The following is a 26,044-nucleotide window of genomic DNA, read 5'->3' as shown; positions in this document are numbered from 1 at the left end:
CTCAGATCTCCTTGCGCTGCTTGGGCGCAGCAGTCAAACGGGACTGGAACTCGTACTCGACCCGATGGCGGATGGCGCGCAGCGCGTCGCTGTCGGGCAGCAGCTGGAGATCCTTGCTGTAGTTGTTGGCATCCAGGGTTTCCACCATCTCGCGGACACCCGGGCCGGTACTGAACTGACGCATCTGCAGCGGGATCGCGTCGATGCCGTGCACCAGATACAGGCGCCCCGGGAAGCGGGCCACCGCATCCCAGACCGCCTTGCAGTCGGCATCGTCCAACGTGACCTTGCCGTCGCCGTCGGCGCTGCCCTCCTTGAGCACCTCCACCCACTCGTCGGCGTCCACCGCGTGCAGGTTGTCGGGGGTGTCGGTGGCGGCCTGCCGGGTGCGCACGATCTTCCACGGCTGGCCGGCCAGCGCCACGCCCTGTGGACCGGGAATATCCTGCAGACGGAAGGCGAAGGTCGGCATCACCTCGGGCGATTCGCTGCGCGGCATGGTTGGCAGCGGATAGGTCAGGTTGGTCGGGCCGACGAACGACTTGCTGCCGGCATGGACGGTGATGGTGCCTGGACAGGTGACCGTGAGGTTGCCGCCTTCCAGGGTGATGCTGGCGCCGCCAGCGGTGGCCACGTGCAACGTGGTCGGTGCTGCCAGCTCGACGGCGGCGGACGCGCTGGCCATGCGCAGGCCGGCCCGCGACTGCACCAGTATCCGGTTGTCCTGGGCCTGCACGACCAGCTCGCCCAGGCCACTGACCACGCTGAGGCTGTTGCCGGTTGGCGTGCCCATCGTGGCGGCCAGTGCGCCAAGCGCCTGGCCACCGTGCAGGCGTGCGCTGCCCTGCACGATGCCTTCGGACGCCAGGCCGCTGGCCAGGGTGAGGACCTCGCCAACCGCCCAGTGCAGGCTCTGCCCGGCGACCTGGGCGATGCCGGCGCTGGCCGACAGGCCCAGCGTGGGCTCACCGGTATGCGGCAGCCGCCCGGGGCCGGCATCGCTGGCGAATGCCGGCGCATCGGTGCGGCCGGTGTCGAAGGCGTCGCCGCCCACGGTGGTGCGGGTGCTGCGCAGCAGCTGCGCCAGCGGCGCCGGTTCGTCGCCCTGCCCCGCCACGCCGGCATGGCTGGCCAGCACCACGCTGCGATGCGTCCTGGCGGCCTGGTCCTGCGCCTTGCCCAGGTCGCGCAGCTGGGTCAGCAGGGCGGCCTGCGCCGCCGCTTCGCCGGCCGGCGCCTGTGCCGAACGCGATTGCGCGGTGAGCCACAGGCCGGCGCGCGCACGCACCGCGCCCCAGGCATCGGTGCGCAGTTCGTTGCCTTCGCCGCGCAGACTGCCGCGGAAGTTGTCGGCCTGGTGGATCAGATGGCCGAGGTTGAGCTGGGAGCTGGCGTGGGTGGTGGCCAGTTGCAGCCGCAGCTGGCCATCGCTGTCGTCGAATACCAGTCGCGAATGGCCTTCGCCATGCCACTCGCGCGACTGAATGCCCCACAGCGCGGCGGCGTTGCGGTGCGCGTCGTCCCCCTTGCCCATCGCATGCCAGGCCGGCGCGTGGCCACCGGCCAGGTTGCCCTGCGCGCTGGGACGGGTGTCGCCTGCCTGCGCATAGGCCGCAAGATCAGAGGACGCCGAAGCGCCGGCCGGGGTCGGGGCAACGCCGGCTTCGCCGCGGCCGTTGTAGAGCGCACCGACCACCAGCGGCCGGTCGATGTCACCTTCGAGGAAGGCCACCAGCACCTCCTGCCCCACGCGTGGCAGGAACTGGCTGCCCACGCCCGGGCCGGCGTAGCGCTGCGCCACGCGCAGCCAGGCACTGCCGTCGTCGCCGCTGCCCGGGGACTGGAAATGGAAGCGCACTTTGATCCGGCCGAGCGTGTCGCAGGACACCTCGCCGGTGTCGCTGCCGTCGGCCGCGATCACGCGCGCGGTCTGGTAACCCGGCGCGATGGGACGGGGATTCAGGCGCAGACCGGTGCCATCCTCGCGCGCCGGGCGCCACGGCTGGCCACGATCCACGCCGTCGAACGCATTGGCGTAGCCGAGCGATTCGGCGCGGGCCTGGAGGCGGGCAAAGCGCTCTGCATCGGTGCCGCTCGACGCCGGCATCGGCTCACCCAGGCGCTGCTGCAGTGCCTCGCGCGTGGCGGTGGGAAAATTGTTGCTGCCCTGATGCAGCACGCGGGTCACCAGCACGGACGGGGTACCGCCACGGTCGGCCATCGGCCACTGGCGCACGCCGAACCACGTCCCCGTGCGCAGGCTGGGCGCGGTGCTGCTGCCCAGCCAGGACGCCCCACGCGATTCGTGCGCCTGCGCGGCGAGGCGGCTGTAGTGCTCGGCCGCGGCGCGGCCGGCGAAGGCGTAGGCGCCCACCGGGGCATAGTCTTCCAGTGCGGTGCCGTCCTGCTGCGCCGCCAGCACCGGGGTCTGCCCCTGGCGGGCCTGGCGCGACACGTAGTCGTCGCTGGCCAGCACCAGCCGGGTCACCCCGACACGCTGGGTACGGCCCAATGCCAGCACGCTGTCGGTGGCCTCGGTGGCATCACTGCGGTGGAAGCGCAGCCCACCGTCACGTTCGGCAGTGGCGTCCTGCGCCTGCGCGCCGCTGTCGGCGAACACCACCAGCGCGTGGCCGGCCGGAGCACCTTCGTCCTCCTCGATGCGCCAGCCCAGCCCTTCCTCGGCCAGCAGGCGCTGCATGAAGTCCAGGTCCGACTCGCGGTACTGCACGCAGTAGCTGCGCGCCGGCACTGCCGCCAGGAAGTCCCCCACTTCATCGCTGACCCGCCAGGCGGCATGCGCGCTGTACGGCTCGAACACGCTCTGCAGGATCTCCAGTACCGTGCGTTCCTGGAACACCCGGCTGTGCCGCCCCTGGCCCATCGCCCAGGTCCAGGGCACCAGACACAGGCGATACCGGGCCAGGCCACCATCGGCGGCGATGCAGGCCGCTTCGCGGACCACGCCGCTGCGCACCGCGTCGTGGCCACCGGTCTGCCGCGAGCGCAGCGTGGCCGTTGTGCCCAGCCAGCCATCCAGATCCAGATCGGCATCGGTGGCGAGGACATCGACCCACCATTCGAAGCCGTCCGACAACTGCTCGTGACCCCACCAGCGCTCCACCAGCAGCGGCGCGCCGGCGGCCAGCGCCAGGCGATGCGGGCGGCTTTCCCCGTCCATTCCTGCCACGCCCGTCAGCGCGGAAAACACTGCGACTGCATCCTGCATCGTACCCGTCCATTCGCGGCCATCCGGCCGACTCATTGGTCCCGAAACCAACGTGCACCACGGCGGTCCGGTTCGTGGACTGCCATCGTGCACCTCCATGTTCTGCGAACAGCGTCGCACCCGGGATGGCCCACGCACCCCCTGTGCGATGAGCGCATCCGGCGACCGGTCTGCCCGGCGCAAGAATATCGCAGATGGCCGCCCCGCACGGGTTCCGGTGAAACCCTTAGTGCAATTCTTACGCCAAAGTCAGAAATCCCTGACGCGAATCCGCCTCACGCGCGGGGCTGTACTGGTCATTTCCTGACCACCCGGCCACATGCCCTGCGGCACAAGGCGCTTGCCATGCTATCCACAGGTTGATCGCCTCCAGGTCCACATCCTGTGTGGACAACCGGCGACGCGACCGGCGGTTTTTTCACCACCGCTGTTTCCGCCTGCCCGCACAAGGGCTGCCAATGGATATCCACAGCTTTGCCAACGAGACCTCCACACCCGGTGTGGACAACCGGCGGCGCTGGCAGGCACCCGGAGCGCGCGCTACTCTGTAGCCCCTTTCCCTGCCCGCGGCCCGGTCCCTGGATCGAGGGCCGCCAGACGCAATGACCGCACTGTCCCAACGCGATTTCACCCTGGCCCCGGAGAACAACGAGCAGCTCGCGAACCTGGCCGGCCCCTTCGATGAACACCTGCGCCAGATCGAGCTCAAGCTCGGGGTGGAGATCGCCAACCGGGGGCATGTGTTCCGCGTCACCGGCCCGAAGGCCGTCGTCGAGGAGGCGCAGACGCTCATCGAGGCGCTGTTTGCCGAAGCGGCCGAGGTCAGCTTCGATGCGCATGCCATCCACCTGCGCCTGAACCGGGCCAACGTGGAGCACGTGGTGGAGCGCGCGTACGAGGCCCAGGACGTGGCGATCAAGGTCAAGCGCGGCACCGTGCGCGGGCGGGGCGCCAACCAGGCGCGCTACCTGCACCAGATCACCACCCACGACATCAATTTCGGGATCGGCCCGGCCGGCACCGGCAAGACCTTCCTGGCCGTGGCCAGTGCGGTGGAGGCGCTCAACGAATCGCGCGTGCAGCGGTTGATCCTGGTGCGCCCGGCGGTCGAGGCCGGCGAGAAGCTGGGCTTCCTGCCCGGCGACCTCAGCCAGAAGGTCGACCCCTATCTGCGCCCGCTGTACGACGCCCTGTACGAAATGCTCGGCGTGGAAAAGGTGCTCAAGCTGCTGGAAAAGAACATCATCGAAATCGCGCCGCTGGCCTACATGCGCGGACGCACGCTCAACGACGCATTCGTGATCCTGGATGAAGCACAGAACACCACCGTGGAGCAGATGAAGATGTTCCTGACCCGGCTGGGCTTCGGCTCCACTGCGGTGGTCACCGGCGACCTTACACAGACCGACCTGCCCAAGCACGTGAAGTCCGGTCTGCGCGACGCGATCGAGGTGCTGCGCGACGTGGAAGGGGTGAGCTTCACCTTCTTCGAGGCGCGTGACGTGGTGCGCCATCCGCTGGTGGCGCGCATCGTCAGCGCCTATGATCGCCGCGACCTGCAGCAGGTGAAACCGGGCGCGGAGTAGCCGCAGACCCGCTCTATCGCCGCGCGCACAGGGAGTGCCATGCCTGATCCACGGAAGAGGCTCGTCTTCGTTCTGCTGCCGCTTGCGGCAGTAGCCACGGCAGCCGCCGAAGCGCCGGCGGCACCGCAGGCATACGTCGACACCCGCTATGTCGTTGCCCCGCACGCGGCCGGCGGCTTCACCCTGGAACGCAGCAGCTACGATCCCGACAAGCGGTTGGCCGGTGCCAGCTTCCTGTATCGGCTGAAGGAACAGCCGGACGTGGTGGTCAACGTGTACGTGTATGCCGCCGGGCGGATGGCGCCCGACGATGCACTCGCCGGCCGTGCCGCGCGCGCTGGTGCCGGCGATGCAGGTGGTCAACGTCGGCGGCTGCGCCAACGCGACCATCAACCTCGACGTCAACGCGACACCGGCGCAGTCCGCTGCCGAACTGAGCCGCCAGGTGATGGCGCACAAGGGGTACAGCTGCCACCTCTCGGCCGATGCGGCCGGCATCGCCGAACACACCGTCGGGGCCGATGTCATTCCGATCCACTACCAGGCATCGGACTGGACGTCGCAGTGACGGCCCGCACGCGCGATACTGTCGGTTCCTGACTGTTCTGAAATGCCGGTATCGCCATGACCAAGGGTCCTGTCCGCCTCGATGTCGCCGTGAGCTACGCCCTGCCCCGTGCCGGGTTGCCCTCGGCGGTGAGCTTCCGCAAATGGGTGGCCGCCGCGCTGAAGGGCCGCATCCGTGAAGCCGACCTGGCCATCCGCCTGGTCGATGCCAAGGAGGGCCAGTCGCTGAACCGGCACTACCGTGGCAAGGATTACGCCACCAACGTCTTGAGCTTCCCCGCCGACGTGCCCGAGGGCCTTCCCAAGGGGGTCAAGTTCCCGCTGCTGGGCGACCTGGTGGTGTGCGCGCCGGTGGTGGCCCGCGAGGCCGTGGAACAGGGCAAGGCGCTGAACGCGCATTACGCGCACCTGACCGTGCACGGTGTGCTGCACCTGCTGGGCTGGGACCACGAAGACGACAAGGAAGCCGATGCGATGGAGCAACTGGAACGCGAGATCCTGGCTGAACTCGGCATCGCCGACCCCTACGCCGGCGAGCGCTGAACCATGCGCGACGAACCGTTGTTCGACCGCCGCCCCGCGCGTTGGCCGGCGGCGCTGTTCGTGCTGGCGCTGCTGGGGTGCGCGCTGGTTTTCCTGATGGCGCCGTCGAGCCTGGGCGGGGTGCGTTTCGGTATCTGCGCGGTGCTGGCCGTGCTGGCGGTCGCCCTGCTGGCGCCGGCCCGTCGTGGCTGGCGGGCCGCCTGGGCGCGGTTGAGCGCCACCACGCAGCGACGCGTCCGCCTCGCCATCGCCCTGACCTGCGCCACCAGCCTGGCGGCCAGCCAGCTGGTCGGATTCGTGCTGCCCCGGTATCTGGCGGGTCCGTCCGAGCCGACCCACAGCCCGGGCGGCGTCAGTGCGCTGATGGTGCTCGGCCTGCTCGCCGTACTGACCGCACCTTCGGCATGGCGCACGGTGTACCGGGCGCTGCATCGTGGCCGTCCGACGCCGGAGCAGCAGCCGTTCTTCCGCGCCAGTGCCGTCCAGTTGGGTGGCCTGTTCGGCCTGGCCGTGCTGTGCGTGCGCCTGCTGCCGCCGGCGGCCGTGCAGCTGGAACAGGGCGGTTCAACGCTGTGGCGGATCGCGGCAGGCGCGCTGAACGTGCAGGCCTGGCTGTCACACTGGACGCTGCTGTTCCTGCTGCTGACCGCGATCGGCTGGGCGCTGGGCCGCTGGCGGCGCGCCCCTGCGCCGACGGCGGGAATGCCATGATCGGCGCCTGTCGCCGTTGTCGTTTGTGATGGAAGCCTCGTGATGCCCCACCTTTCCACCGCGCTGGCCGGCCTGATGGGCCTGCTGCCGCTGGCCGCCGACGGCGCCACCCCCACGCTGGACCTGCCGGCCCTGATCGAATGCCGCCAGAGCGTGGCCGACTACGCCGCCGTGGCCCCGGTGGTCGCCGACCCGCTCAAGGCGGTGGCCAGCGGCCTGCAGCCACTGCCGCAGACCAACCAGTTCATGACCGAGTTCCGCCTGGCCGCCCCGCTGACGGTGTTCGGCCAGCGCACCGAGTACGTCGCCGTGGCCGGTGCGAGCATCATGGCGATCCTGGACCTGCCCGACCCTCGCCCCCTGGCCGGCAGCTTGGCGCTGGAGACCGCGGTCGACAGCCCGGACAAGTTCATGGCCGGCCGCGAGCTGGTGAGTCGCGATGTGACCGACCCCAGGACCGGCGAGGCGCAGATCGAGTCGGTGATCCTGAGTCTGTCCACGGTCAAGAGCCACCCGGGCAAGACCCTTGCCGGCTGCACCTACAGTCTGGATCTGCCGCCGGAGGAGGAGGCGCCGGAACCGCCACCCGCCCTGCCCGTCCCGTCGGTGAATGCGGCCCCTGCCGGGGGGCGCTGACAGCGCCGCGCATCCTGCTAGACTAAATCCAACGCCCGGCTCGCCGGGTGCCTTTTTTCCAGAGATGTCTGAAGACGACAGTAGCAGCTCCTCCGTGGAGCACATTGAGAAGAAGCGCAGCTGGCTGGAACGCCTGACCTCTGCCTTCTCCGGCGAACCCCACACCCGCGACGAGCTGGTGGCGGTCCTGCACACCGCACAGGAAGACGGCCTGATCGCCGCCGACACGCTGCGCATGATGGAAGGTGCGATCTCGGTGGCCGAGCTCACCGTCGGCGACGTGATGATTTCGCGTTCGCAGATGGTGTCCCTGCCGGTCGAAGCGCCCTTCCTGGACCTGATGAAGCAGGTGGTCGAATCCGGCCATTCGCGCTTCCCCGTCCACGGCGACAACAAGGACGACATCCTCGGCATCCTGCTGGCCAAGGACCTGCTGCGCGGCGTGGTGGCCGACAACGGGCCGGCCAACATCCGGGAGCTGCTGCGCCCGGCAGTGCTGATCCCCGAGGCCAAGAAGCTCAACGTGCTGCTGAAAGAGTTCCGGCTCTCGCGCAACCACATGGCCATCGTGGTCGACGAGTACGGCGGTGTCGCCGGGCTGGTCACCATCGAGGACGTACTGGAGCAGATCGTCGGCGAGATCGACGACGAGCATGACGAGGCCGAGGACCACACCGCGCAGATCGCGATCCAGGCCGACGGCCAGTACGTGGTCGACGCGCTGACCCCGATCGAGGATTTCAACGAGCGTTTCGGCGCCGCCTTCCCCGACGATGACTACGACACGATCGGCGGCCTGGTGACCGAAGCCATCGGCCACCTGCCTGAAACCGGCGACGAACTGACCCTGGACCGCTTCGTGTTCCGGGTGGCGCGTGCCGATGCGCGCCGGGTGCAGGCCTTCCACGTGACCGTGCTGGCCCCCGACGTACAGGACGAGGATTGACCCACGCCATGCGGCCCCTGCTGATGCGGTGGCCGTTGTGCCGCCTGTTGTTCCTGTCGTGGGTACTTGCCCTGGCCAGCCTGCCGTCGATGGCGCTGGCCCAGGAGGCCCCTGCCCCGCCGCCGGCGCCTGTCGCCGCTGACCCTGCCACGCCCGCACCGCGCATCGGCGTGGTGACCATGCAGCCGGGCGAGATCTTCTTCGAGCGCTTCGGCCACGATGCGCTGGTGGTGGTGGACCCGGTGACCGGCGCGGCCACTTCCTACAATTTCGGCTACTTCGATCCGTCCGAACCGGACTTCATCGGCCGCTTCGTGCGCGGCGAGATGATGTACTACCTGGTGGCGCTGCCGCTGGAGCAGGACCTGTCCTATTACCGCGAGAGCGGCCGCGGCGCGAGCATCCAGTGGCTGGACCTGGACCCGCAGCAGGCGCGCGCACTGGCCGCTTCGCTGGCCGAGCGCGCCAAGCCGGAAAACGCGCGTTACCACTACGACTACTACACCGCCAACTGCGCCACGATGGTGCGCGACGCGGTCGACCAGGCCCTCGGCGGCGGACTGCATTCACAGCTGTCCGGGCGCTCGCGCGGCAACACCTACCGCAGCGAATCGGTGCGGCTGGCCTCGCCGTCGCCCTGGATGTGGCTGGGCTTCGATATCGGTCTGGGACCGTTCGCCGATGCGCCGCTGTCGCGCTGGCAGGAAGCGTTCGTGCCGATGCGCCTGGCCGATGCGCTCCGCCAGGCGCGCAACAGCGACGGTCGCCCGCTGGTGCAGGCCGAGCAGGTGCTGCTGCCGCACCGGATCGCACCGGAGCCGGCCGAATCGGCACGCCGCTGGTGGCCCTGGCTGCTGTGTGGGCTGATTGCCGCCGCGGGCGTGGTGGCGCTGCGTGCGCGGCGGCGCTGGCTGGGCGGCATCGCGCTGCCGTTCTGGCTGTTCTGCGGCATTGCCGGTGCGCTGCTGACCTACCTGTGGGGCTTCAGTGCCCACCAGGCTGCGTGGGCCAACCGCAACCTGCTGCAGCTCTCGCCGCTGTGCCTGCTGCTGCTGCCCGGCGCCATCAGCCTGCTGCGCGGCCGCCAGCCGTGGCGCGGCTTCCGCGCCGTGCTGTGGGCGGTGGCCCTGCTGTCCGGGCTGGGCCTGGTCCTGCACTGGCTGACCCTGCAGGCGCAGTACAACCTGCAGTGGATCGTGCTGCTGCTGCCGATCCACATCGCCCTGGCCTGGGCACTGGGCCGCCGTGACTTGCCCGTCACGACCCGCTGACGCACGATGCCCGCCATGCAGACCGTCCCGATCGCCAATCCCGCCTGCGTCATCAACTGCGTGCACTACGACGACCAGGGCAAGCGCCACGACATCAGCCTGGATGCGATCAGCGACGTGATCGAAAGCGGCAACGGCTTCGTCTGGGTGGGCCTGTACGAGCCTGACGACCGCGTGCTGCTGAAGCTGCAGGAAGAGTTCTGCCTGCACTCGCTGGCCATCGAGGATGCGCGCAACGCGCACCAGCGTCCGAAGGTGGAGGCGTACGGCAATTCGCTGTTCGTGGTGGTCACCACCGCGCAGATGGTCGACGAGCGCATCGAATACGGTGAGACCCATGCCTTCCTCGGCCCGCGCTTCCTGGTCACGGTGCGCCACGGCGCGTCGCTGTCCTACGCCGCGCCGCGCGCGCGGGTGGAACGCGAGCCGGAGCTGCTGCGCCGGATGGGGCCCTCGTACTGCCTGTACGCGGTGCTGGATTTCGTGGTCGACAACTACCTGCCGATCACCCAGCGCTACCGCGACACGCTGGAGCTGCTGGAGAAGGACATCTTCGCCGACCGCTACAAGCGCCAGACCGTGGTGCGGCTGTACGAACTCAAGCGTGACCTCAACAAGATGCGCATGGCCGTGGCCCCGCTGCAGGACATGCTCTCGCAGATCAAGCGCTACCAGGGCGAACTGGTGCCGGACGAGGTCAAGCTGTACCTGCGCGACGTGCACGATCATGCCGTGCGCATCAGCGATGTGATCGACACCCTGCGCGAGATGCTGGGCACCGCGTTGAGCGTGAACCTGTCGCTGGTGACCCTGGCCCAGGGCGAGACGGTCAAGCGCCTGGGCGCGTGGGCCGCACTCCTCGCGGCCCCGACCTTGATCACGAGCTGGTACGGCATGAACTTCACCCACATGCCCGAACTGGACAAGCCGTGGGCCTACCCGGCGATGATCATCGGCGTGGGCGCGGTCTGCGTGGGCCTGTACCGCCTGTTCAAGCGCGTACGCTGGCTGTAGTGTCGGCCGCTGGCCGGCTCCCGCAGATGCCGGCCACGCCCGTTCCCGTATTTGCGGGCCGCCACCTCGCCCCGCGTCGTCAGGCGACGTAGACCGTTTTGATGTTCATGAACTCGTGGATGCCGTGGTCGGCCAGCTCGCGGCCGAAGCCGGAGCGCTTGGTGCCGCCGAACGGCAGGCGTGCGTCGCTCTTGACGATGGCGTTGACGAATGCGGCGCCGCATTCCAGGCGCTTGGCGATCGCTTCGCCACGCACCGGATCGCCACTCCACACACTGCCACCAAGACCGAAGGTGGTGTCATTGGCCACGCGCAGCGCGTCGGCATCATCGCGCACGCGCAGGATCGCGGCGACCGGTCCGAACAGCTCTTCGTCATAGGCCGGCATGCCGGGTGCCACATGGTCGAGAATGGTTGCCGGGTAACCGGCATGCGAACCGGCCACCGGCTCGCCGCCAAGCAGCACGGTGGCGCCCTTGGCCACGCTGGCCTGCACCTGCCTGTGCAGCTCATCGCGCAGGTCGGCACGCGCCATCGGCGCCAGCGTGGTCCTGTCGTCCTGCGGGTCGCCGTAGACGCGCTCGGCGGCCGCCGCGACGAACTTCGCCACAAAGGCATCGGCGATCGCATCGACCACCACGAAACGCTTGGCGGCGATGCAGGTCTGCCCGCTGTTGTCGAACCGCGACTTCACCGCGGCGGCGACGGTCTTGTCCAGGTCGGCGTCGTCGAGCACCACGAACGCGTCGCTGCCCCCCAGCTCCATGACGCACTTCTTGAGCTGGTCGCCGGCATTGGCGGCGATCGAGCGCCCCGCGCGCTCACTACCGGTCAGCGTGACCGCCTTGACTCGCCTGTCGCGCAGCACCTCGGCCGCCTGGTCGTTGTCGATATGCAGCACATCGAACACACCGTCCGGCAGGCCACCATCGCGGCAGACCGCCAGGATCAGATCGGCGCACTGCGGCACGTTGCTGGCGTGCTTGAGCAGCGCCACGTTGCCGGCCATGAACGCCGGGGCGAGGAAGCGGAACACCTGCCAGATCGGAAAATTCCACGGCATCACCGCTAACACGCAGCCGATCGGCTCGTAGCGCACGTAGCTGCGCTGGGCCTCGGTGTCGATCAACTGCGGCTTGAGGTAATCGGCGGCGTGGTCGGCGTAGTACTCGCAGGCCTGCGCGCACTTCTCGATTTCGGCCAGCGCCTCGCCCTTGAGCTTGCCCATTTCGCCGGTCATTGCCTGCTGGATGTCATCCCTGCGGGCGCGCAGCTGCGCGGCGATGCCGCGCAGGATGCCACCACGCTCCTGCAGCGAGCGCGCCGTCCACAGCGGGAAGGCAGTTGCCGCCGCCGCCAGACGCTGTTCGATCCCGACGGCATCAAGCAGTTCGTGACGGTACGTGACCTGGCCGGTCGCGGGATTGACGATTTCAACGGTCATCGTGGTACTCCGGAAGACAGACCGTCATTCTGCGCCCGGAGGTGTGATCCGGATGTTGCCGCGGCTGGCGGGCGCCGGGCTCGGGGTGCGTCATGGCGTCGCAGGAGCCAGAGCCACAGCGCGGGCAATCGCTTCGTCCGGGCGGGCATGGTGGGGTGCGTTGCCGGGCGCCGGCGTGGCTGGGTTGGCAGGACCGTTGCCTCACCCCTTGTCCTGCAGCGCCATCTGCAGATCGCGCTGGCGGCGCTTCTCGCCGCGCGCGGTGATGTACCAGCCGATCACGGCGGCGACCGACACCGCCAGCACCATCAGGGTGGCCAGCGCGTTGATCTCCGGCTTGATGCCCATGCGCACCGAGGCGAACACCTTCATCGGCAATGTCGTGGAGTTCGGGCCTGCCACGAAGCTGGCGATCACCACGTCGTCCAGCGACAGCGTGAAGGCCAGCAGCCAGCCGGCCACCAGCGCCGGTGCGATGATCGGCAGGGTGATCTGGAAGAACACTTTCAGGCGCCCTGCCCCAAGGTCCATCGCCGCTTCTTCCAGCGAACGGTCCAGTTCCTGCAGGCGCGAGGACACCACCACCGTTACGAACGACAGGGTGAAGGTGACATGCGCGATCCAGATTGTGACCACGCCGCGGCTCGGGAAACCGGGAATGCCGCCCATCGACACCAGCAGGGTCATCAGCGAGAACCCGAGGATCACTTCCGGCATCACCAGCGGCGCGGTGATCAGCGCCCCGAACACCGTCTTGCCCGGGAACTGGCGGAAACGGGTCATCACCATTGCCGCCATCGTGCCCAGCACCGTCGCAGCCGTGGCGGTCCAGAACGCCACTTCCAGGCTGATCCACAACGCATCCAGGATCTGCCGGTTGTTGAACAGCTCACCGTACCAGCGGGTGGAGAACCCCGACCACACCGTGGCCAGCTTGGAGGCGTTGAAGGAATACACCATCAACAGCAGGATCGGCAGGTACAGGAAGGCAAAGCCCAGCCCCAGCACGCCCCAGCCCAGCCAGCGGTTGCCGCGCACCATGCTCATGACAGCTTCCCTTCCAGCTCGCGCTGCTGGAAGCGGTTGAAGACCAGGATCGGCACCAGCAGCAGCGCCAGCATCACGATCGCCACCGCCGAGGCGGTGGGCCAGTCGCGGTTGTTGAAGAACTCGCCCCACAGCACCCGGCCGATCATCAGCGTGTCCGGCCCACCGAGCATTTCGGGAATCACGAATTCGCCCACCGCCGGGATCATCACCAGCATGCAGCCGGCGACGATGCCGCTGCGCGACAGCGGCAGGGTGATGCTCAGGAACGCCCGCCACGGCTTGGCGCCGAGGTCATAGGCGGCCTCCAGCAGACGATGGTCGAGCTTGACCAGATTGGCGTACAGCGGCAGCACCATGAACGGCAGGTAGCAGTACACGATGCCGATGTACGCGGCGGTCGGGGTGTACAGGATCTGCAGCGGCGCATCGATCAGGCCCAGCTTCATCAACCACTGGTTGAGCAGGCCGTTGCGGTCCAGGATGCCGATCCACGCGTACACGCGGATCAGGAACGAGGTCCACGACGGCAGCACCACCAGCATCATGGCCACGTTGCGCGCGGCCGGCGACATCCGCGAAATCACGTAGGCCATCGGATAACCGATCAGCAGCGTGAGCAGTGTGGAGACCAGCGCAATCCTGATCGAACTCAGGTAGGCCAGCACGTACTGGTTGTCCTTGACCAGCGCGGCGTAGTTGCCGAGGTTGAGATTGAGCGAGAACGCGCCGTCCACATACTCCAGCAGCCACGTGTACGGCGGCGAGCCGACCTGGGTGCGCGCGAACGAGATCATCAGGATGATCACGAATGGCACCGCGAAAAACAGCAGCAGCCACAGGTACGGCGCAGCGATCACGCCACTGCGCGTGCCGGGGAGCCAACGCTTCCAGCCCGTGGCGTTCATGCGGTGAGCACCACGCCGTCGTTGTCGCGCCAATGCACCCACACGCTGTCGCCCCAGGTCAGCCCGTCGCTGGCCCAGCGCTGCGAGTTGGCGAAGTTGGACAGCACCTTGGCGCCGCTGGGCAGGCGCACGTGGTACACCGAATGGCTGCCGAAATAGGCGATGTCCTCGATCACGCCCTGGGCCTTGTTGGTGGCGCCCTCGGGCTCGTCCTTGCCGATCATCACCTTCTCCGGACGCAGCGCGAAGGCGACCGGCTGGCCTTCGTAACCGGTGATCCCGTGGGCGACATAGATCGGCGCCGGGAACAGCGGGGTGCGCACCGTGACGTACTCGGGCAGGTCCTCGTCGATGACGCCGTCGAACAGGTTCACCGACCCGATGAACTCGGCGACGAAGCGGTTGGCGGGCTGCTCGTAGATCTCGTCCGGTTTGCCGACCTGCTGGATCCAACCAGCGTCCATCACCGCAATGCGGGTGGCCATCGTCATGGCCTCTTCCTGGTCGTGGGTGACCATCACGCAGGTCACCCCCGAGGTCTCGATGATGTTGACCAGCTCCAGCTGCATCTGCGAACGCAGCTTCTTGTCCAGCGCCCCCATCGGCTCGTCCAGCAGCAGCAGCTTGGGCCCCTTGGCCAGCGATCGCGCCAGCGCCACGCGCTGCTGCTGGCCACCGGAGAGCTGGTGCGGCCTGCGCTTGGCCAGCCTGCCCATCTGCACCAGCTCCAGCATCTCGCCCACGCGCGTACGGATCGCATCGCGCGCCATTCCGTCCTGCTTCAGGCCGAACGCGATGTTCTGCTCCACGGTCATGTGCGGAAACAGCGCGTAGGACTGGAACATCATGTTGATCGGGCGCTGGTACGGCGGCAGCGCATTGATGCGCTGGCCATCCAGGTCGATGCTGCCGGCGGTGGGCGTCTCGAAGCCCCCCAGGCAGCGCAGCAGGGTCGACTTGCCGCTGCCCGACCCACCCAGCAGGGCGAAGATCTCGCCCTTCTTCACGTCCAGACTGACGTCGTCAAGCGCGACGAAGCCGTCGAACTCCTTGCGCAGCGCGCGGATGGACAGATAGCCCGGTTCGAGGACCGGCACGACCTCGCCTTCCGGCTTGGCTTCTAGTGGCATGGGGAGCGGCTCCGGGCGCGCGTCGGGACGGGGGGAGGATCCCATTTTAACGGTCGCGGCCGCGTCATGGGCCGCAACCGACACCGCCGGCACAGGGCCGGCGGTTGAAGGGGTGTACCAGACGGGGGCGGTTCAGCGCCCGGTCTTGACCTCGGTCCACAGCCGCGTGTAGAGCTTGTCCACTTCCGGGGTGTTGATCGAGTAGGTGAACATTCTGGCGGCCACGTCGGCCGGCGGGTAGATGGTCGGGTCGTTGCGGATGGCCGCGTCCACCAGCGGCGTGGCCGCCGTCACCGGGTTGGCGTAGTGGATGAAGTTGGTGTTGGCCGCGGCGACCTTGGGTTCGAGCAGGTAGTTGATGAAGGCGTAGGCGGCCTCCGGGTGCTTGGCGTCCTTGGGAATGGCCAGCATGTCGAACCACTGCGGCGCGCCCTCGCGCGGGATCGAATAGGCCACGGTGACGCCGTTGTCGGCCTCGGCGGCACGGTCACGGGCCTGGATGATGTCACCGGACCAGCCGACCACCAGGCAGGTACCGCCGTTGGCCAGCGAGCCCACGTACTGCGAGGAGTGGAAGTTCTGCACGTACGGGCGGATGCTCTTGAGCAGCGCGGCCGCCTTCTGCAGGGTGGCCGGATCGTTGCTGTGCGGATCCTCGCCCAGGTAATGCAGCGCGATCGGGATCATGTCCGACGGGGTGTCCAGAATGGTCACGCCGCAGTCCTTCATCTTGGCGATGTTCTCCGGCTTGAACACCAGATCCCAGCTGTTGGCGATCTCGGTGCTGCCCCCGAAACGCTGCTTGAGCAGCTCCACGTTGTAGCCGATCCCGGTGGTGCCGATCATGTAGGGCACGCCGTACTGGTTGCCCGGGTCCTGCTGGGCGATGCGCTTCATCATCTCCGGGTCGAGGTTGCCCAGGTTCGGAATCCTGCTCTTGTCCAGTGGCAGGAACACACCGGCCTTGATCTGGCGCCCGAAGAAGTTCAGCGTCGGCACCACCACGTCGTAGCCGCTGTCACCGGCCAGCAGCTTGGTCTCGACCATCTCATCGCTGTCGAACACATCGTAGGTCACCTTGATCCCGGTCTTCTTCTCAAAGTCCGGAATGGTGTTCTCGGCGATGTAATCGCTGTAGTTGTAGACGTTCAGCACCTTGGCGTCTTCCTGTTTGCCGCCGCCACAGGCGCTGAGCAGGGACACGGCAATGCCGAGGGTGAGGATTCGCAGCTTCATCGGACTCTCCACAGGTCAGGTGCGAGATGGGGGAACCGGCCGGACCGGCAAGACGGGTGCCAGCCTACCGGGCGCGCGCCCATTTTCCCAGCACGCGGCCCTCACGGCCTTGCCGCACCGGGTGCGTCACGGCCTTCAGACGTTGAGCAGCAGGAATTCGCGCTCCCACGAGCTGATGACGCGGAAGAAGGTCTCGTACTCCTTGCGCTTGACCGAGACATAGGCCCGGCAGAAGCGCTCGCCAAGCATGTCGCGCAGTTCCGGGCAGCCCTCCAGCCCGTCCAGCGCCTCGCCCAGCGAGCGCGGCAGGTCGTAGCCCAGCTCCTTGGCGCTGCCGCCGATCGGCGCGGTCGGCGAGCCCTGCTCACGGATGCCGAGCAGGCCGGCCGCCAGCGTCGCGGCCATCGCCAGGTACGGGTTGGCGTCCGACCCGGCGAAGCGGCTCTCCACGCGCATGTTCTCCGGGGTGTCCATCGGCACGCGCAGCCCGCAGGTGCGGTTGTCGAAGCCCCAATGCACGTTGCTCGGCGACACCTCGCCGAACACCAGCCGACGGTACGAGTTCACGTTGGGGGCGAAGAACGCCATCGCCATCGGCACGTACTTCTGCAGGCCCGCCAGGTAGTGGCCGAAGATCGGACTGAAGTCCTCACCGCCGTTGTCGCCGCTGAAGACATTGTGGCCGTCGCTGATACGTATCAGGCTCTGGTGGATGTGCATGGCACTGCCCGGCTCGGTCTCCATCGGCTTGGCCAGGAAGGTGGCGTACACCCCGTGGCGCATCGCCGCCTCGCGCATGGTGCGCTTGAACAGGAATACCTGGTCGGCCAGGTCCATCGCATCGGCATGGGTGAAATTGACCTCCAGCTGCGCCGCACCGGATTCATGGATCAGCGTGTCCACGTCCAGCTTCATCGCATCGCAGTAGTCGTACATCAGGTCCAGGATGGGATCGAACTCGTTGACCGCATCGATGGAATAGGACTGGCGTGCGGTCTCCGGGCGCCCCGAGCGCCCGGCGGGCGGCAGCAGCGGGAAGTCCGGGTCGGTGTTCTTCTGCACCAGGAAGAACTCCAGCTCCGGTGCCACTACCGGGCGCAGGCCCAGTGCGGTGTAGCCGTCCAGCACCCGCCGCAGCACGTTGCGCGGGGCCAGTTCGTGCGGTTGGCCGGTCTTGGTGTAGCAGTCGTGGATCACCTGCGCGGTGGGATCGGTGGCCCACGGCACCATGCGGACCGTGTCCGGGTCCGGGCGCAGGATCATGTCCGAATCCGACGGCGAGGTCAGTTCGTAGTAGTCGTCGGGGAACTCGCCGGTCACGGTGGTGGCGAAGATGCCCTCGGGCAGGCGCGTGCCGTAGTCGTGGGAAAACTTGTCAGCCGGGATGATCTTGCCGCGCGCATTGCCGGTGATGTCCGGCACCAGGCACTCCACTTCGGTGATGCGCCGGTCCTTGAGCCAGCGCAACAGCACGCTCTCCTGCGGGACGGGCGGCGTGGCGGATTTCTTGCGCGAGCGCGTTCGGGTGGTCATGACCGGTCTGCTGTAGAGGAGTAGCGGCGACAAGCATCGCCGAAGGCACGGAAAATACTGTGATAGAACGCATCGCTGGCGACACGCCATTCCGGGTGCCACTGTACGCCGAGGACGAAACGATGCGTGGGACTGCGCGCGGCTTCGACCAGCCCGTCCGGCGCCCGCGCCTCGACCTGCAGCCCCGGCGCGAGCCGCGCGATGCCCTGCCCGTGCACCGAGTTGACCCTCGCCGTCTCCGCACCCGCCCAGCCGGCCAGCCAACCGCCCGGTGTGAGCACGACAGCGTGGGCCGGCCCGTACTGCACGTCGACCGTGGCAGCGGGGTCTTCACGATGGTCGAGCATGCCCGGCACCCGCTGCACCCGTGGGTGCAGGCTGCCCCCCCAGCGCGACATTGAGCTCCTGGAAGCCGCGGCAGATCGCCAGCACCGGCAGGTCACGCGCCAGCGCCGCCTGCAGCAGCGCGAACGCGTTGGCATCGCGCGCCGGGTCGTGCGGGTTGCCAGGCCAGGACGGTGGACCATCGTAGTGACGGGGGTCGATGTTGCTGACCGCGCCGGTCAGCAACAGCCCCTGCAGGCGGTCCAGCCAGGGGCTGGCCGGCAAGGCGGGGTGCAGGCTGGGCAGCAGCACCGGCACCACGCCGGCCGCCTGGACCAGCGCCTGCACGTACTTTTCGCCCGCCATCGCAAACCGGTGATGGCCCAGCTGCAGGCTGTCGGTGGGCAGGCCGACCCAGGGTGACGGGTCCATGCATCGTGCTCGGATGACCTGGCTGCACGGTACGCCGACGCGCGCGGGCCACGCAAGCGCGACCTCCACGATGCGTTGCCGGCGTTGCTGGCATGCTGTGCGCATGACTGACGCCCCCTCCCTTCCCTGCCGGTGCCGCGCATGAGCAGCACCGCCGTCGCGCATGCGCCGAGCTGGTACGCCGACAGCGTGCCGGACGTGGCCCTGCATGCGCCGCTGCATGGCGACCATGTCGCCGACGTCTGCGTGCTGGGTGCCGGCTACACCGGCCTGTCCGCCGCGCTCGCGCTGGCCGGGCGCGGCTATCGGGTGATCGTGCTCGAAGCGCAGCGCGTCGGCTGGGGCGCGTCCGGACGCAATGGTGGCCAGGCCATCGTCGGCTATGGCTGTGAAGTGGACACCTTGGAACGCCTGGTCGGCCCGGCCGATGCCCGCCTGCTGTTCGATTTTTCGCGCGACGGCATGCGCCTGCTGCGCGATCGACTCCAGCGCCACCAGATCCAGTGCGACTGGCGGGACGGCCATGCCAGCGTGCCGATCAACGCCCGCCAGGAACGCGGGCTGCGCGCGGGCCTGGTCGCACTGGCCGAACGCTACGATTATCCGCTGCAGTGGTGGGACCGCAGCCAGCTCCAGCAGCAGCTGGACAGTCCGCGCTATCGCGGGGCGATGTTCGATGCTGCCAGCGGCCACCTGCATCCGCTGGCCTATGCGCAGGGCCTGGCACGCGCGGCGGCATGCGCCGGCGCGGTCATCCACGAGCACTCGCCGGTGCTGCGGCTGGAACGGGGCACGCGCCCGCGGCTGCGCACTGCCGCCGGCAGCGTCAGCGCCAGCCATGTGGTGATCGCCGGCAACGCCCTGCTGCAGGGCATCGCGCCGGCGCAGGAAGCACGGATCATGCCGGTGGGCACCTATATCGGTGCCTCGCAGGTACTGGGGAAGGCCCGCGCGCAGGCCCTGATCCGCAACGACATGGCGGTGGCCGACGTGAGCTGGGCGCTGGATTACTTCCGTCTCAGCCACGACCACCGGCTGCTGTTCGGCGGCCGGGCCAGCTACTCGGCGCTGCCGCCGCCGGGCCTGCGCGGCGTGATGACGCGGCGCATGCACCAGGTGTTTCCGCAGCTGGCCGATGTGGGAATGGACTATGTCTGGGGCGGCCTGGTGGATATCACCCGCAACCGCGCGCCCGACTGGGGGCGCCTGGACCCCACGGTGTATTACGCGCAGGGCTTCTCCGGCCACGGCGTGGCGGCCGCGGGGCTGGCCGGGGTGATATTGGCCGAGGCCATCGCGGGGCAGTCGGAACGGCTGGACGTGTTTGCCCGTATCCCGCACCGCCGCTTCCCGGGTGGGCGTGCGCTGCGCACCCCGCTGCTGGTGGCGGCGATGTCCTGGTACAAGCTGCGCGACGCGTTGTGGTGATCGGAGGTGATCGCGCGCAGTTTCCCGTCGCGATTGCAACCGCTGGAAACTGCCGATACTGTCCCGTTCTCCGGGAATGCCGTCTGGATGGATTCTCCGCCGCGACGGAAGACCGGCCTCATACGACACGCCGGGGCGTCGCACGATGGGACTGGTGGAGAAACGGACGTCAACTGAACCTGCGCATTCGGCCCGCTGGCCTCGCTCTGGCCGCGGTATATGCCCTCGCCTGCCGGAGCGCACGTCATCGGCCTATATACCCACGTGCGCTGCGGCAACCCGCAGAGAAAATAGAGACGCAAATCACACTCAAGGCCGAATGCTGCGCCGCGTCTGCTGAAACCCACGGTCACCGCAATCCGGCAACTGTCCTGCGCAATTGCATAATCCTTCCCGTGTGGATACCGTCCACTCATAGTGTATTGCGCCGCATGGATGTTGACGGGGCACGGACAGGAGGGAAGGCGTGCGAGGCGAATGGTGGAAAGATGGTCTTCAGCTGAAGCTGCACATCCGCCCGGTCGGACTTGCTCTCGCAGTTGTGTATGCCTTTGCATGCTGGGGCGCGCGCAAGCTGTCCCTCGACCAGTTCTACCTGCCTGCGGGCATACGGGTGGCCGCGCTGCTGCTCTGCCCGCCACGCCTTTGGCCTTACCTGTTCCTCGGCGAGTACGCCTACTTTGCCCAGATGCGTTACCCGATGGTGGAAAAGTACGGGCTGACCTGGGTGATACTCGCTTCCGTCTCCCTGATGCCCACAGTGGCACTGATCGTACGACTGCATCGCCGCATGATGGCCGCCACCACCCAGGTCTGGCTGCTCTCGGTTGGCGCGGCATCGGCCGTCGCCGTTACATCGTTGAACCTGGCGCTGATGCACCTGCTCTGGCCGACACCGGATGTGCCGCTGCTGGCCGGCGCAGCGCGCTACATCGTGGGAGACTTCATCGGCATCCTGACGGTGGTCCCGCTTGCCCTGCTCTGGGCATTGAGACGCGCGGAGCCCGCACGGACAGGCCGTTTCCTGACGCCGAGCATCATTGCGGTGGCGGTAATGATCCTGATCGGCATCTCCTCGTCGCTGATTCCAGCAGAATCGGCGACCGCCAAGACCGGCATGCAGCTGTTGTTGGCACTACCGGCCATAGCACTTACCTGCCTGCTTGGGTGGCGTGGAGCGGCGCTGGCCGTTCCATCACTCAATCTCATCATCGGGCTGACGACACCCAAGCCGCATCCTTTGGCGTTTGATCCGACGACCTTCACGTCGCAGATGGTCCTGGCTGTGGCCGGCATCGCCCTTCTTCTGTTCGGGTCGCGCATCACGCACTACTATCATCGCTACCGGATCCATGAAGACGGGGCGGGAAAGGCCATAAAGCTGGCCCGCAATTCACATATCGCGACCGAGAATGGCCTGCGCGAACGTGCGCTTCACCTGAAGAAACTCGGCGACGGCATTGATGTGTCGCTCAAAGAAGTGGTGAACTGGCTGAAACTGCACGGCCACAATGAAATAGCAGGCAGGCTGTTGAACACGGCAACAGTACATTCACGACTGTTCCGTGCGCAGGCAAGCATGGTCTATCCCACCACACTGGATCAGCTGGGCCTGTACGTCGCGCTGCAGGCCGGCGGCGTGCGTGAATCCTGGGATCTGAGCAATCGGGTGACCCGGCCTCGCCTGGAAGGCGACCCGTGCCTCCTGAGCACCGGGCTGCAACTGGCCGCCTATCGGGGAACCACTGAAGCGGTTTCCATGCTGCTCGAGCACGAGTACGGACAGATAACGGTCCGGGCCCGCTGCGGGCGCTTCGGGCCCCGGCGGGGAATCCTCGTTGTCGTCGCACTGCTCGATCCGGCACACGCGCTGTCTGAAACAACCGTTACCAGGGTCGATGAGCATCTGGCCGGCCTGCCGCTTGCCTACGGCGGCCTTGTGCAGTGCCGCCGCAATCGGATCAGGATCGTGCTGACGGAGCCATCGACGCGCACACCCGCCAGAGCGGCAGACCTCCCCCAGCAGCACTGGGTTCGGGAGAGTCTCCGCTCTGGTCAATAGGAAGAACGGTTCCCGGTGTGCGGGAACGGATGCTGCCGCGTATCACGCGGCAGCGCGTCATGGCCACATGCGCCCCGGAACGCTATGGCTGCTGGTCTGCGACCTCTACCGACCAGACGGCATCGGCGCCATGACCGTAACGAACCAGCGTAAAGCCGGCTCCCCGATAGACCTCGGACCTGGCTGCGTTCGCCGGAGTCTGGACCCGTTGCAGTGGCAACGACACACGGGCCGGGCTTTCGCCAGCGGGCAGCGTCCAGAACGCGTCATCCGCACGTCCAATGATCAACTGTACCCGTCCAACCAGATCGTTGACCTGGAAGTACGAGATGCCATCACGCTGGAACCCGTACACCCGCCACTCCGGGTCGAGACTCAGGTTGACGGCAACTGGATGCGTCTGGCCCAGCCCACTTCTTGCCAGGGGAGCCCCATGACCATCAGACTGAGCCAACGCCAACGCCGGAACCACCGCCAGAATCACGCTGGCCACGGCACTACCTATACGTAGAAAAGGCACGTCCACCTCCTGATTGGGGCCAATGAAAACATCGCTTGGCATATTACCTGCGCATCGTCCCGATATCGAACCGGAATGGCGCGATTGTCCTGCTGGCCCTGCCTGCCGGCGGACCGATGGCCATCATGCTCCTGGTCCCGCCTTGCGTCGCGCCTAAAGTTTCATATGAAATGGCCGCTATCCCTGCCGACCCACTCGACTCCGAGCGTACGCCTCATGCCGGCACTGTTGCAGGGCGCTTTCGACAGCGACCCCGGTGATGCTTTGCCCCAGCGGATCCTGCTGGTGGAGAACTCGCGAACGTTCACCAGCATGCTGCGCGAAGCGATCGAGCAACGCCTGGAGCTACCGGTGTCGGTGGCCACCAGCCTGGCCGAGGCGGGCCGGCTGCTGGACGAGGAACAGGGCTGGTTCCTGGTCCTGACCGGGCTGGTGCTCGCCGATGGCGACCGCGATGGAGTGGTGGAGTTCTTCCTGTCGCGCGGGCTGCCCACGGTGGTGGTCAGCGGCGTCTACGACGAAGACCTGCGCAAGCGTGTGCTGCAGCAGCAGATCATCGACTACGTGTTGAAGAACACGCCCGGCAGCATCGACTATCTCGTGTGGCTGGTGCAGCGGCTGGAGCGCAACCGGCGCATCGCCGCGCTGGTGGTGGACGACTCGCTGTCGGCGCGGATGTACGCCGCCTCCCTGCTGCGCATGTACGGCCACGACGTGTACGAGGCCGCCGACGGTGCCGAGGGACTGAAGGCGATCGAGGCGCATCCGGCGATCCGCCTGGCGGTGGTGGACCAGGAAATGCCTGGCATGGAAGGCGTGGAGTTCACCCGCCGCCTGCGCACGCTACGCTCGCGCGACAAGGTCGCGGTGATCGGCATTTCCGGCAACACCGATCCGTCGCTGATTCCACGCTTCCTCAAGAACGGCGCCAATGACTTCCTGCGCAAGCCATTTTCGCGCGAGGAGTTCTTCTGCCGCGTCTCGCAGAACGTGGACCAGCTGGAGCTGATCGGCACCCTGCAGGACCTGGCCACGCGCGATTTCCTCACCGGGCTGCCCAACCGCCGCTGCTTCCTGGAACAGAGCCAGCGCCAGCTGCCGCAACTGCACCTGGACGGCGAACAGGTGGCGGTGGCGATGATCGACATCGACCATTTCAAGCACATCAACGACACCCACGGCCACGAGGCCGGCGACGATGCGCTGCGTGCGGTGGCCGCTGCGGTCGCCGCCCACGCGCGCGACCAGGACCTGATCGCGCGGTTCGGCGGGGAGGAGTTCTGCCTGCTCGTGCCGGGGCTGGACCAGGAGGCGGCTTTGACCTACTTCGAGCGCCTGCGCCAGGCGATCGCCGCGCTGGAAGTGAACCTGGGCGAGACGACCCTGCGCATGACCGTCAGCATCGGGCTGTGCTGCCTGCGCCCGCAGCACGATTCGCTGCACCGGCTGATCTCCGAAGCCGATCGCCAGCTCTACCTGGCCAAGGCCGGCGGCCGCAACCGGGTCAACTGCACCACGGTCGCGACCAGTGCCGGCGCCCGCGCGTGCGAACCCGCGCTGGCGCCTTGATCGAGATCAACGCGGCCTGGCCGCGTCGTGCCTAGAGTCGTGCCCAGTTGAAAAGCACAGGGAACGCATCATGGCACTTCTGGTCTGGCAGGACGATCTCAACATCGGGATCGAGGTCATCGACCACCAGCACATGCGCATCGTGGAGATGCTCAACCACCTGCATGTCGCGCAGAAGAGCCTGGAGCGACTGGCCGTCGCCGAGGTGATCGACGAGCTGGTGGACTACACCATGTCGCACTTCGCTTTCGAGGAAGAGCTGATGGAGGAAGCCGGCTATCCGTTCTGCGCCGCGCACAAGCGCGTGCACGAGATCTTCGGCAAGCGCGTGGCCGAGTACCGGCTGCGTTTCCAGGCCGGCGAGGACATCACCGATGAACTGCGCACGATGCTGTCGCGCTGGCTGTTCAACCACATCCGTGGCGACGACAAGGCCTATGCGCCGCAGGTCAAGCAGCACCTCAACCAGTTCGCCCGCGAGCACCAGCAGGGCAGTTGGCTGGGCCGCACGCTCAAGCGCTTCTTCGGCTGATCAGCGCGCCCGCCGGCCCATCGCCAGCAGCGCGACGATGGTGACCAGCGCGGTGAGGCAGAGGTAGTAGCCCACCGCGACCAGGCCGAAGCGTTCGGCCAGCCAGGTGGCCACGTACGGCGCGGGTGCAGCGCCCAGAATGCCGGCCAGGTTGAACGACAACGACGCGCCGGTGTAGCGCACCTGCACCGGGTAGATTTCAGCCAGGAAGGTGCCGCAGGGGCCGTAGGTCAGCCCCATCAGGAACAGCCCCAGCGACAGGAAGACGAGCACCATCCACGGGCTGCCGGCCTGGAACAGCGGCGCGAACAGCACGCCGAACGCCAGAATCAGGCCGCTGGCAACGATCATCGTCCGGCGCGTGCCCCAGCGGTCGCCGTAGCGCGCGGACAACGGGATGCCGGCGGCGAAGAACAGGATGCCGGCCATCTGCAGCAGCAGGAAGTCCTCGCGCGCATAATGCAGCACGGTCGTGCCGTAGCCGAGGGTGAACACGGTCATCAGGTAGAACAGCACGAAGGTGGCGAACGCGCCCAGCGTGCCCAGCAGCAGGGTCATCGGATGCGCGGAGATGACCGTCCACATCGGCAGGCGCACCCGTTCGTTGCGGTCCAGTGCGGCCTGGAACTGCGGCGTCTCGTGGATGTTCAGGCGCACCCACAGCCCGACCGCGACCAGCAGCGAACTGGCCAGGAATGGCACGCGCCAGCCCCACTGCAGGAAGTCGGCATCGCTCATCGCGCGTCCGAGCAGCAGGAATACGCCGGCCGACAGCAGGAAGCCCAGCGGCGCGCCCAGCTGCGGAAACATGCCGTACCAGGCGCGCTTGCCAGGCGGCGCGTTCTCGGTCGCCAGCAGTACTGCCCCGCCCCACTCTCCGCCCAGCCCGAGGCCCTGGCCGAACCGGCACAGTGCCAGCAGCGCGGGCGCCCACAGGCCGATGCTGGCATGCGTGGGCAGCACACCGATCAGTACCGTGGATACGCCCATCGTGAGCAGCGCGGCGACCAGCGTGGCCTTGCGCCCGATGCGGTCGCCGTAGTGGCCGAACACCGCCGAGCCGACCGGCCGCGCGATGAACGCCACCGCGAAGGTCGCCAGCGACTGCAGCAGGGCCGCACCATCGCTGCTGTCGGGGAAGAACAGGTGCGGAAACACCAGCACCGCCGCCGTGGCGTAGATGTAGAAATCGAAGAACTCGATGGTGGTGCCGATCAGGCTGGCCAGCAGCACACGGCGGGGCGAATTGACGGCAGGCGCGGCAGGAGTCGACATCGGACACACGAAAAGGGGCAGCTGCCGGATTCTGCCACGCCCGTTGCCTGCGGCGGGACGATGGTTGCAGACGTGACTGTCCGCCGCCGACGCCCGCTGCG

General features: G+C 67.7%; 21 protein-coding genes and 1 pseudogene. 12 read left to right on the top strand and 10 right to left on the bottom strand.

The window, feature by feature from the left end; translation table 11 throughout:
* Position 1 precedes the first annotated feature (1 nt).
* On the bottom strand, positions 2-3,229 hold the full coding sequence (locus ACPEH8_RS01555) for a type VI secretion system Vgr family protein (protein ID WP_423665871.1): 3,228 nt from the start codon (positions 3,227-3,229) through the stop codon (positions 2-4).
* A gap of 602 nt (positions 3,230-3,831) precedes the next feature.
* On the opposite strand from ACPEH8_RS01555, the gene ACPEH8_RS01550 reads away from it, so the two are divergent.
* The 8 genes from ACPEH8_RS01550 to ACPEH8_RS01515 all read left to right on the top strand — a co-directional run bounded on the left by ACPEH8_RS01550 (position 3,832) and on the right by ACPEH8_RS01515 (position 10,503).
* Positions 3,832-4,815: a PhoH family protein gene (locus tag ACPEH8_RS01550; protein ID WP_153164385.1), complete on the top strand. Its 984-nt coding sequence runs from the start codon at positions 3,832-3,834 to the stop codon at positions 4,813-4,815.
* A gap of 310 nt (positions 4,816-5,125) precedes the next feature.
* On the top strand, positions 5,126-5,383 hold the full coding sequence (locus tag ACPEH8_RS01545; RefSeq protein WP_423665869.1) for a hypothetical protein: 258 nt from the start codon (positions 5,126-5,128) through the stop codon (positions 5,381-5,383).
* Between the two features lie 56 nt (positions 5,384-5,439).
* Positions 5,440-5,925: an rRNA maturation RNase YbeY gene (gene ybeY, locus ACPEH8_RS01540; protein ID WP_017357081.1), complete on the top strand. Its 486-nt coding sequence runs from the start codon at positions 5,440-5,442 to the stop codon at positions 5,923-5,925.
* Positions 5,926-5,928: 3 nt separating this feature from the next.
* Positions 5,929-6,636 carry a hypothetical protein gene (locus ACPEH8_RS01535; RefSeq protein WP_423665867.1) on the top strand — a complete coding sequence of 236 codons (708 nt, stop codon included), beginning with the start codon at positions 5,929-5,931 and terminating at the stop codon, positions 6,634-6,636.
* Positions 6,637-6,711: 75 nt separating this feature from the next.
* A complete protein-coding gene (locus ACPEH8_RS01530) occupies positions 6,712-7,272 on the top strand; it encodes a hypothetical protein (RefSeq protein ID WP_051008651.1) in 561 nt (186 codons plus the stop codon).
* A 64-nt stretch (positions 7,273-7,336) separates the two neighbouring features.
* The gene (locus ACPEH8_RS01525) at positions 7,337-8,218 is read left to right on the top strand and encodes an HlyC/CorC family transporter (RefSeq protein WP_017357078.1); all 882 of its coding nucleotides are present in this window, start codon (positions 7,337-7,339) and stop codon (positions 8,216-8,218) included.
* A gap of 8 nt (positions 8,219-8,226) precedes the next feature.
* Positions 8,227-9,489 carry a DUF4105 domain-containing protein gene (locus tag ACPEH8_RS01520; protein ID WP_017357077.1) on the top strand — a complete coding sequence of 421 codons (1,263 nt, stop codon included), beginning with the start codon at positions 8,227-8,229 and terminating at the stop codon, positions 9,487-9,489.
* A 15-nt stretch (positions 9,490-9,504) separates the two neighbouring features.
* On the top strand, positions 9,505-10,503 hold the full coding sequence (locus ACPEH8_RS01515) for a magnesium and cobalt transport protein CorA (RefSeq protein WP_017357076.1): 999 nt from the start codon (positions 9,505-9,507) through the stop codon (positions 10,501-10,503).
* A gap of 79 nt (positions 10,504-10,582) precedes the next feature.
* On the opposite strand, the gene ACPEH8_RS01510 is transcribed toward ACPEH8_RS01515, so the two are convergent.
* The 7 genes and pseudogenes from ACPEH8_RS01510 to ACPEH8_RS01480 form a co-directional block, all read right to left on the bottom strand.
* Positions 10,583-11,947, bottom strand: a complete 1,365-nt coding sequence (locus tag ACPEH8_RS01510; RefSeq protein ID WP_423665865.1) for an NAD-dependent succinate-semialdehyde dehydrogenase — start codon at positions 11,945-11,947, stop codon at positions 10,583-10,585.
* A gap of 201 nt (positions 11,948-12,148) precedes the next feature.
* Positions 12,149-12,994 carry an ABC transporter permease subunit gene (locus ACPEH8_RS01505; RefSeq protein ID WP_017357074.1) on the bottom strand — a complete coding sequence of 282 codons (846 nt, stop codon included), beginning with the start codon at positions 12,992-12,994 and terminating at the stop codon, positions 12,149-12,151.
* Complete coding sequence (locus ACPEH8_RS01500) at positions 12,991-13,902, bottom strand: ABC transporter permease subunit (protein ID WP_136004177.1); 912 nt, start codon at positions 13,900-13,902, stop codon at positions 12,991-12,993. Before ACPEH8_RS01500 ends, ACPEH8_RS01505 begins: the two co-directional genes overlap by 4 nt.
* Entirely contained in the window at positions 13,899-15,032 is a 1,134-nt protein-coding gene (locus ACPEH8_RS01495) for an ABC transporter ATP-binding protein (protein ID WP_017357072.1), read from the bottom strand. The genes ACPEH8_RS01500 and ACPEH8_RS01495 overlap by 4 nt, the downstream gene beginning before the upstream one ends.
* Before the next feature lie 132 nt (positions 15,033-15,164).
* Positions 15,165-16,268: a polyamine ABC transporter substrate-binding protein gene (locus tag ACPEH8_RS01490; protein WP_136004178.1), complete on the bottom strand. Its 1,104-nt coding sequence runs from the start codon at positions 16,266-16,268 to the stop codon at positions 15,165-15,167.
* Between the two features lie 135 nt (positions 16,269-16,403).
* Positions 16,404-17,801 carry a glutamine synthetase family protein gene (locus ACPEH8_RS01485; protein WP_017357070.1) on the bottom strand — a complete coding sequence of 466 codons (1,398 nt, stop codon included), beginning with the start codon at positions 17,799-17,801 and terminating at the stop codon, positions 16,404-16,406.
* Positions 17,798-18,557, bottom strand: a pseudogene (locus tag ACPEH8_RS01480) (gamma-glutamyl-gamma-aminobutyrate hydrolase family protein). The gene ACPEH8_RS01485 and the pseudogene ACPEH8_RS01480 overlap by 4 nt, the downstream one beginning before the upstream one ends.
* A 141-nt stretch (positions 18,558-18,698) precedes the next feature.
* Here ACPEH8_RS01480 and ACPEH8_RS01475 point away from each other — a divergent pair.
* Both ACPEH8_RS01475 and ACPEH8_RS01470 read left to right on the top strand, forming a co-directional pair.
* Positions 18,699-19,985, top strand: a complete 1,287-nt coding sequence (locus tag ACPEH8_RS01475; RefSeq protein WP_136004183.1) for an NAD(P)/FAD-dependent oxidoreductase — start codon at positions 18,699-18,701, stop codon at positions 19,983-19,985.
* Positions 19,986-20,451: 466 nt separating this feature from the next.
* Complete coding sequence (locus ACPEH8_RS01470; RefSeq protein ID WP_423665863.1) at positions 20,452-22,047, top strand: MASE1 domain-containing protein; 1,596 nt, start codon at positions 20,452-20,454, stop codon at positions 22,045-22,047.
* Positions 22,048-22,129: 82 nt separating this feature from the next.
* Here the strand turns inward: ACPEH8_RS01470 and ACPEH8_RS01465 are convergent, their stop codons facing one another.
* Positions 22,130-22,540: a hypothetical protein gene (locus ACPEH8_RS01465; RefSeq protein WP_037591605.1), complete on the bottom strand. Its 411-nt coding sequence runs from the start codon at positions 22,538-22,540 to the stop codon at positions 22,130-22,132.
* Between the two features lie 243 nt (positions 22,541-22,783).
* Between ACPEH8_RS01465 and ACPEH8_RS01460 the strand changes: the two genes are divergently transcribed.
* Both ACPEH8_RS01460 and ACPEH8_RS01455 read left to right on the top strand, forming a co-directional pair.
* A complete protein-coding gene (locus ACPEH8_RS01460) occupies positions 22,784-24,136 on the top strand; it encodes a GGDEF domain-containing response regulator (RefSeq protein ID WP_153164393.1) in 1,353 nt (450 codons plus the stop codon).
* Positions 24,137-24,206: 70 nt separating this feature from the next.
* Positions 24,207-24,668, top strand: a complete 462-nt coding sequence (locus ACPEH8_RS01455; protein WP_017357064.1) for a bacteriohemerythrin — start codon at positions 24,207-24,209, stop codon at positions 24,666-24,668.
* Here the strand turns inward: ACPEH8_RS01455 and ACPEH8_RS01450 are convergent, their stop codons facing one another.
* A complete protein-coding gene (locus ACPEH8_RS01450) occupies positions 24,669-25,943 on the bottom strand; it encodes an MFS transporter (RefSeq protein WP_017357063.1) in 1,275 nt (424 codons plus the stop codon).
* Between the last annotated feature and the right edge of the window lie 101 nt (positions 25,944-26,044).

It is taken from the genome of Stenotrophomonas sp. NPDC077461, from assembly GCF_049545475.1.
GTDB lineage: Bacteria > Pseudomonadota > Gammaproteobacteria > Xanthomonadales > Xanthomonadaceae > Stenotrophomonas > Stenotrophomonas nematodicola.
The sequence above is the reverse complement of the archived record's forward strand: the minus strand, read 5'-3'. Positions and strand labels throughout refer to the sequence as shown.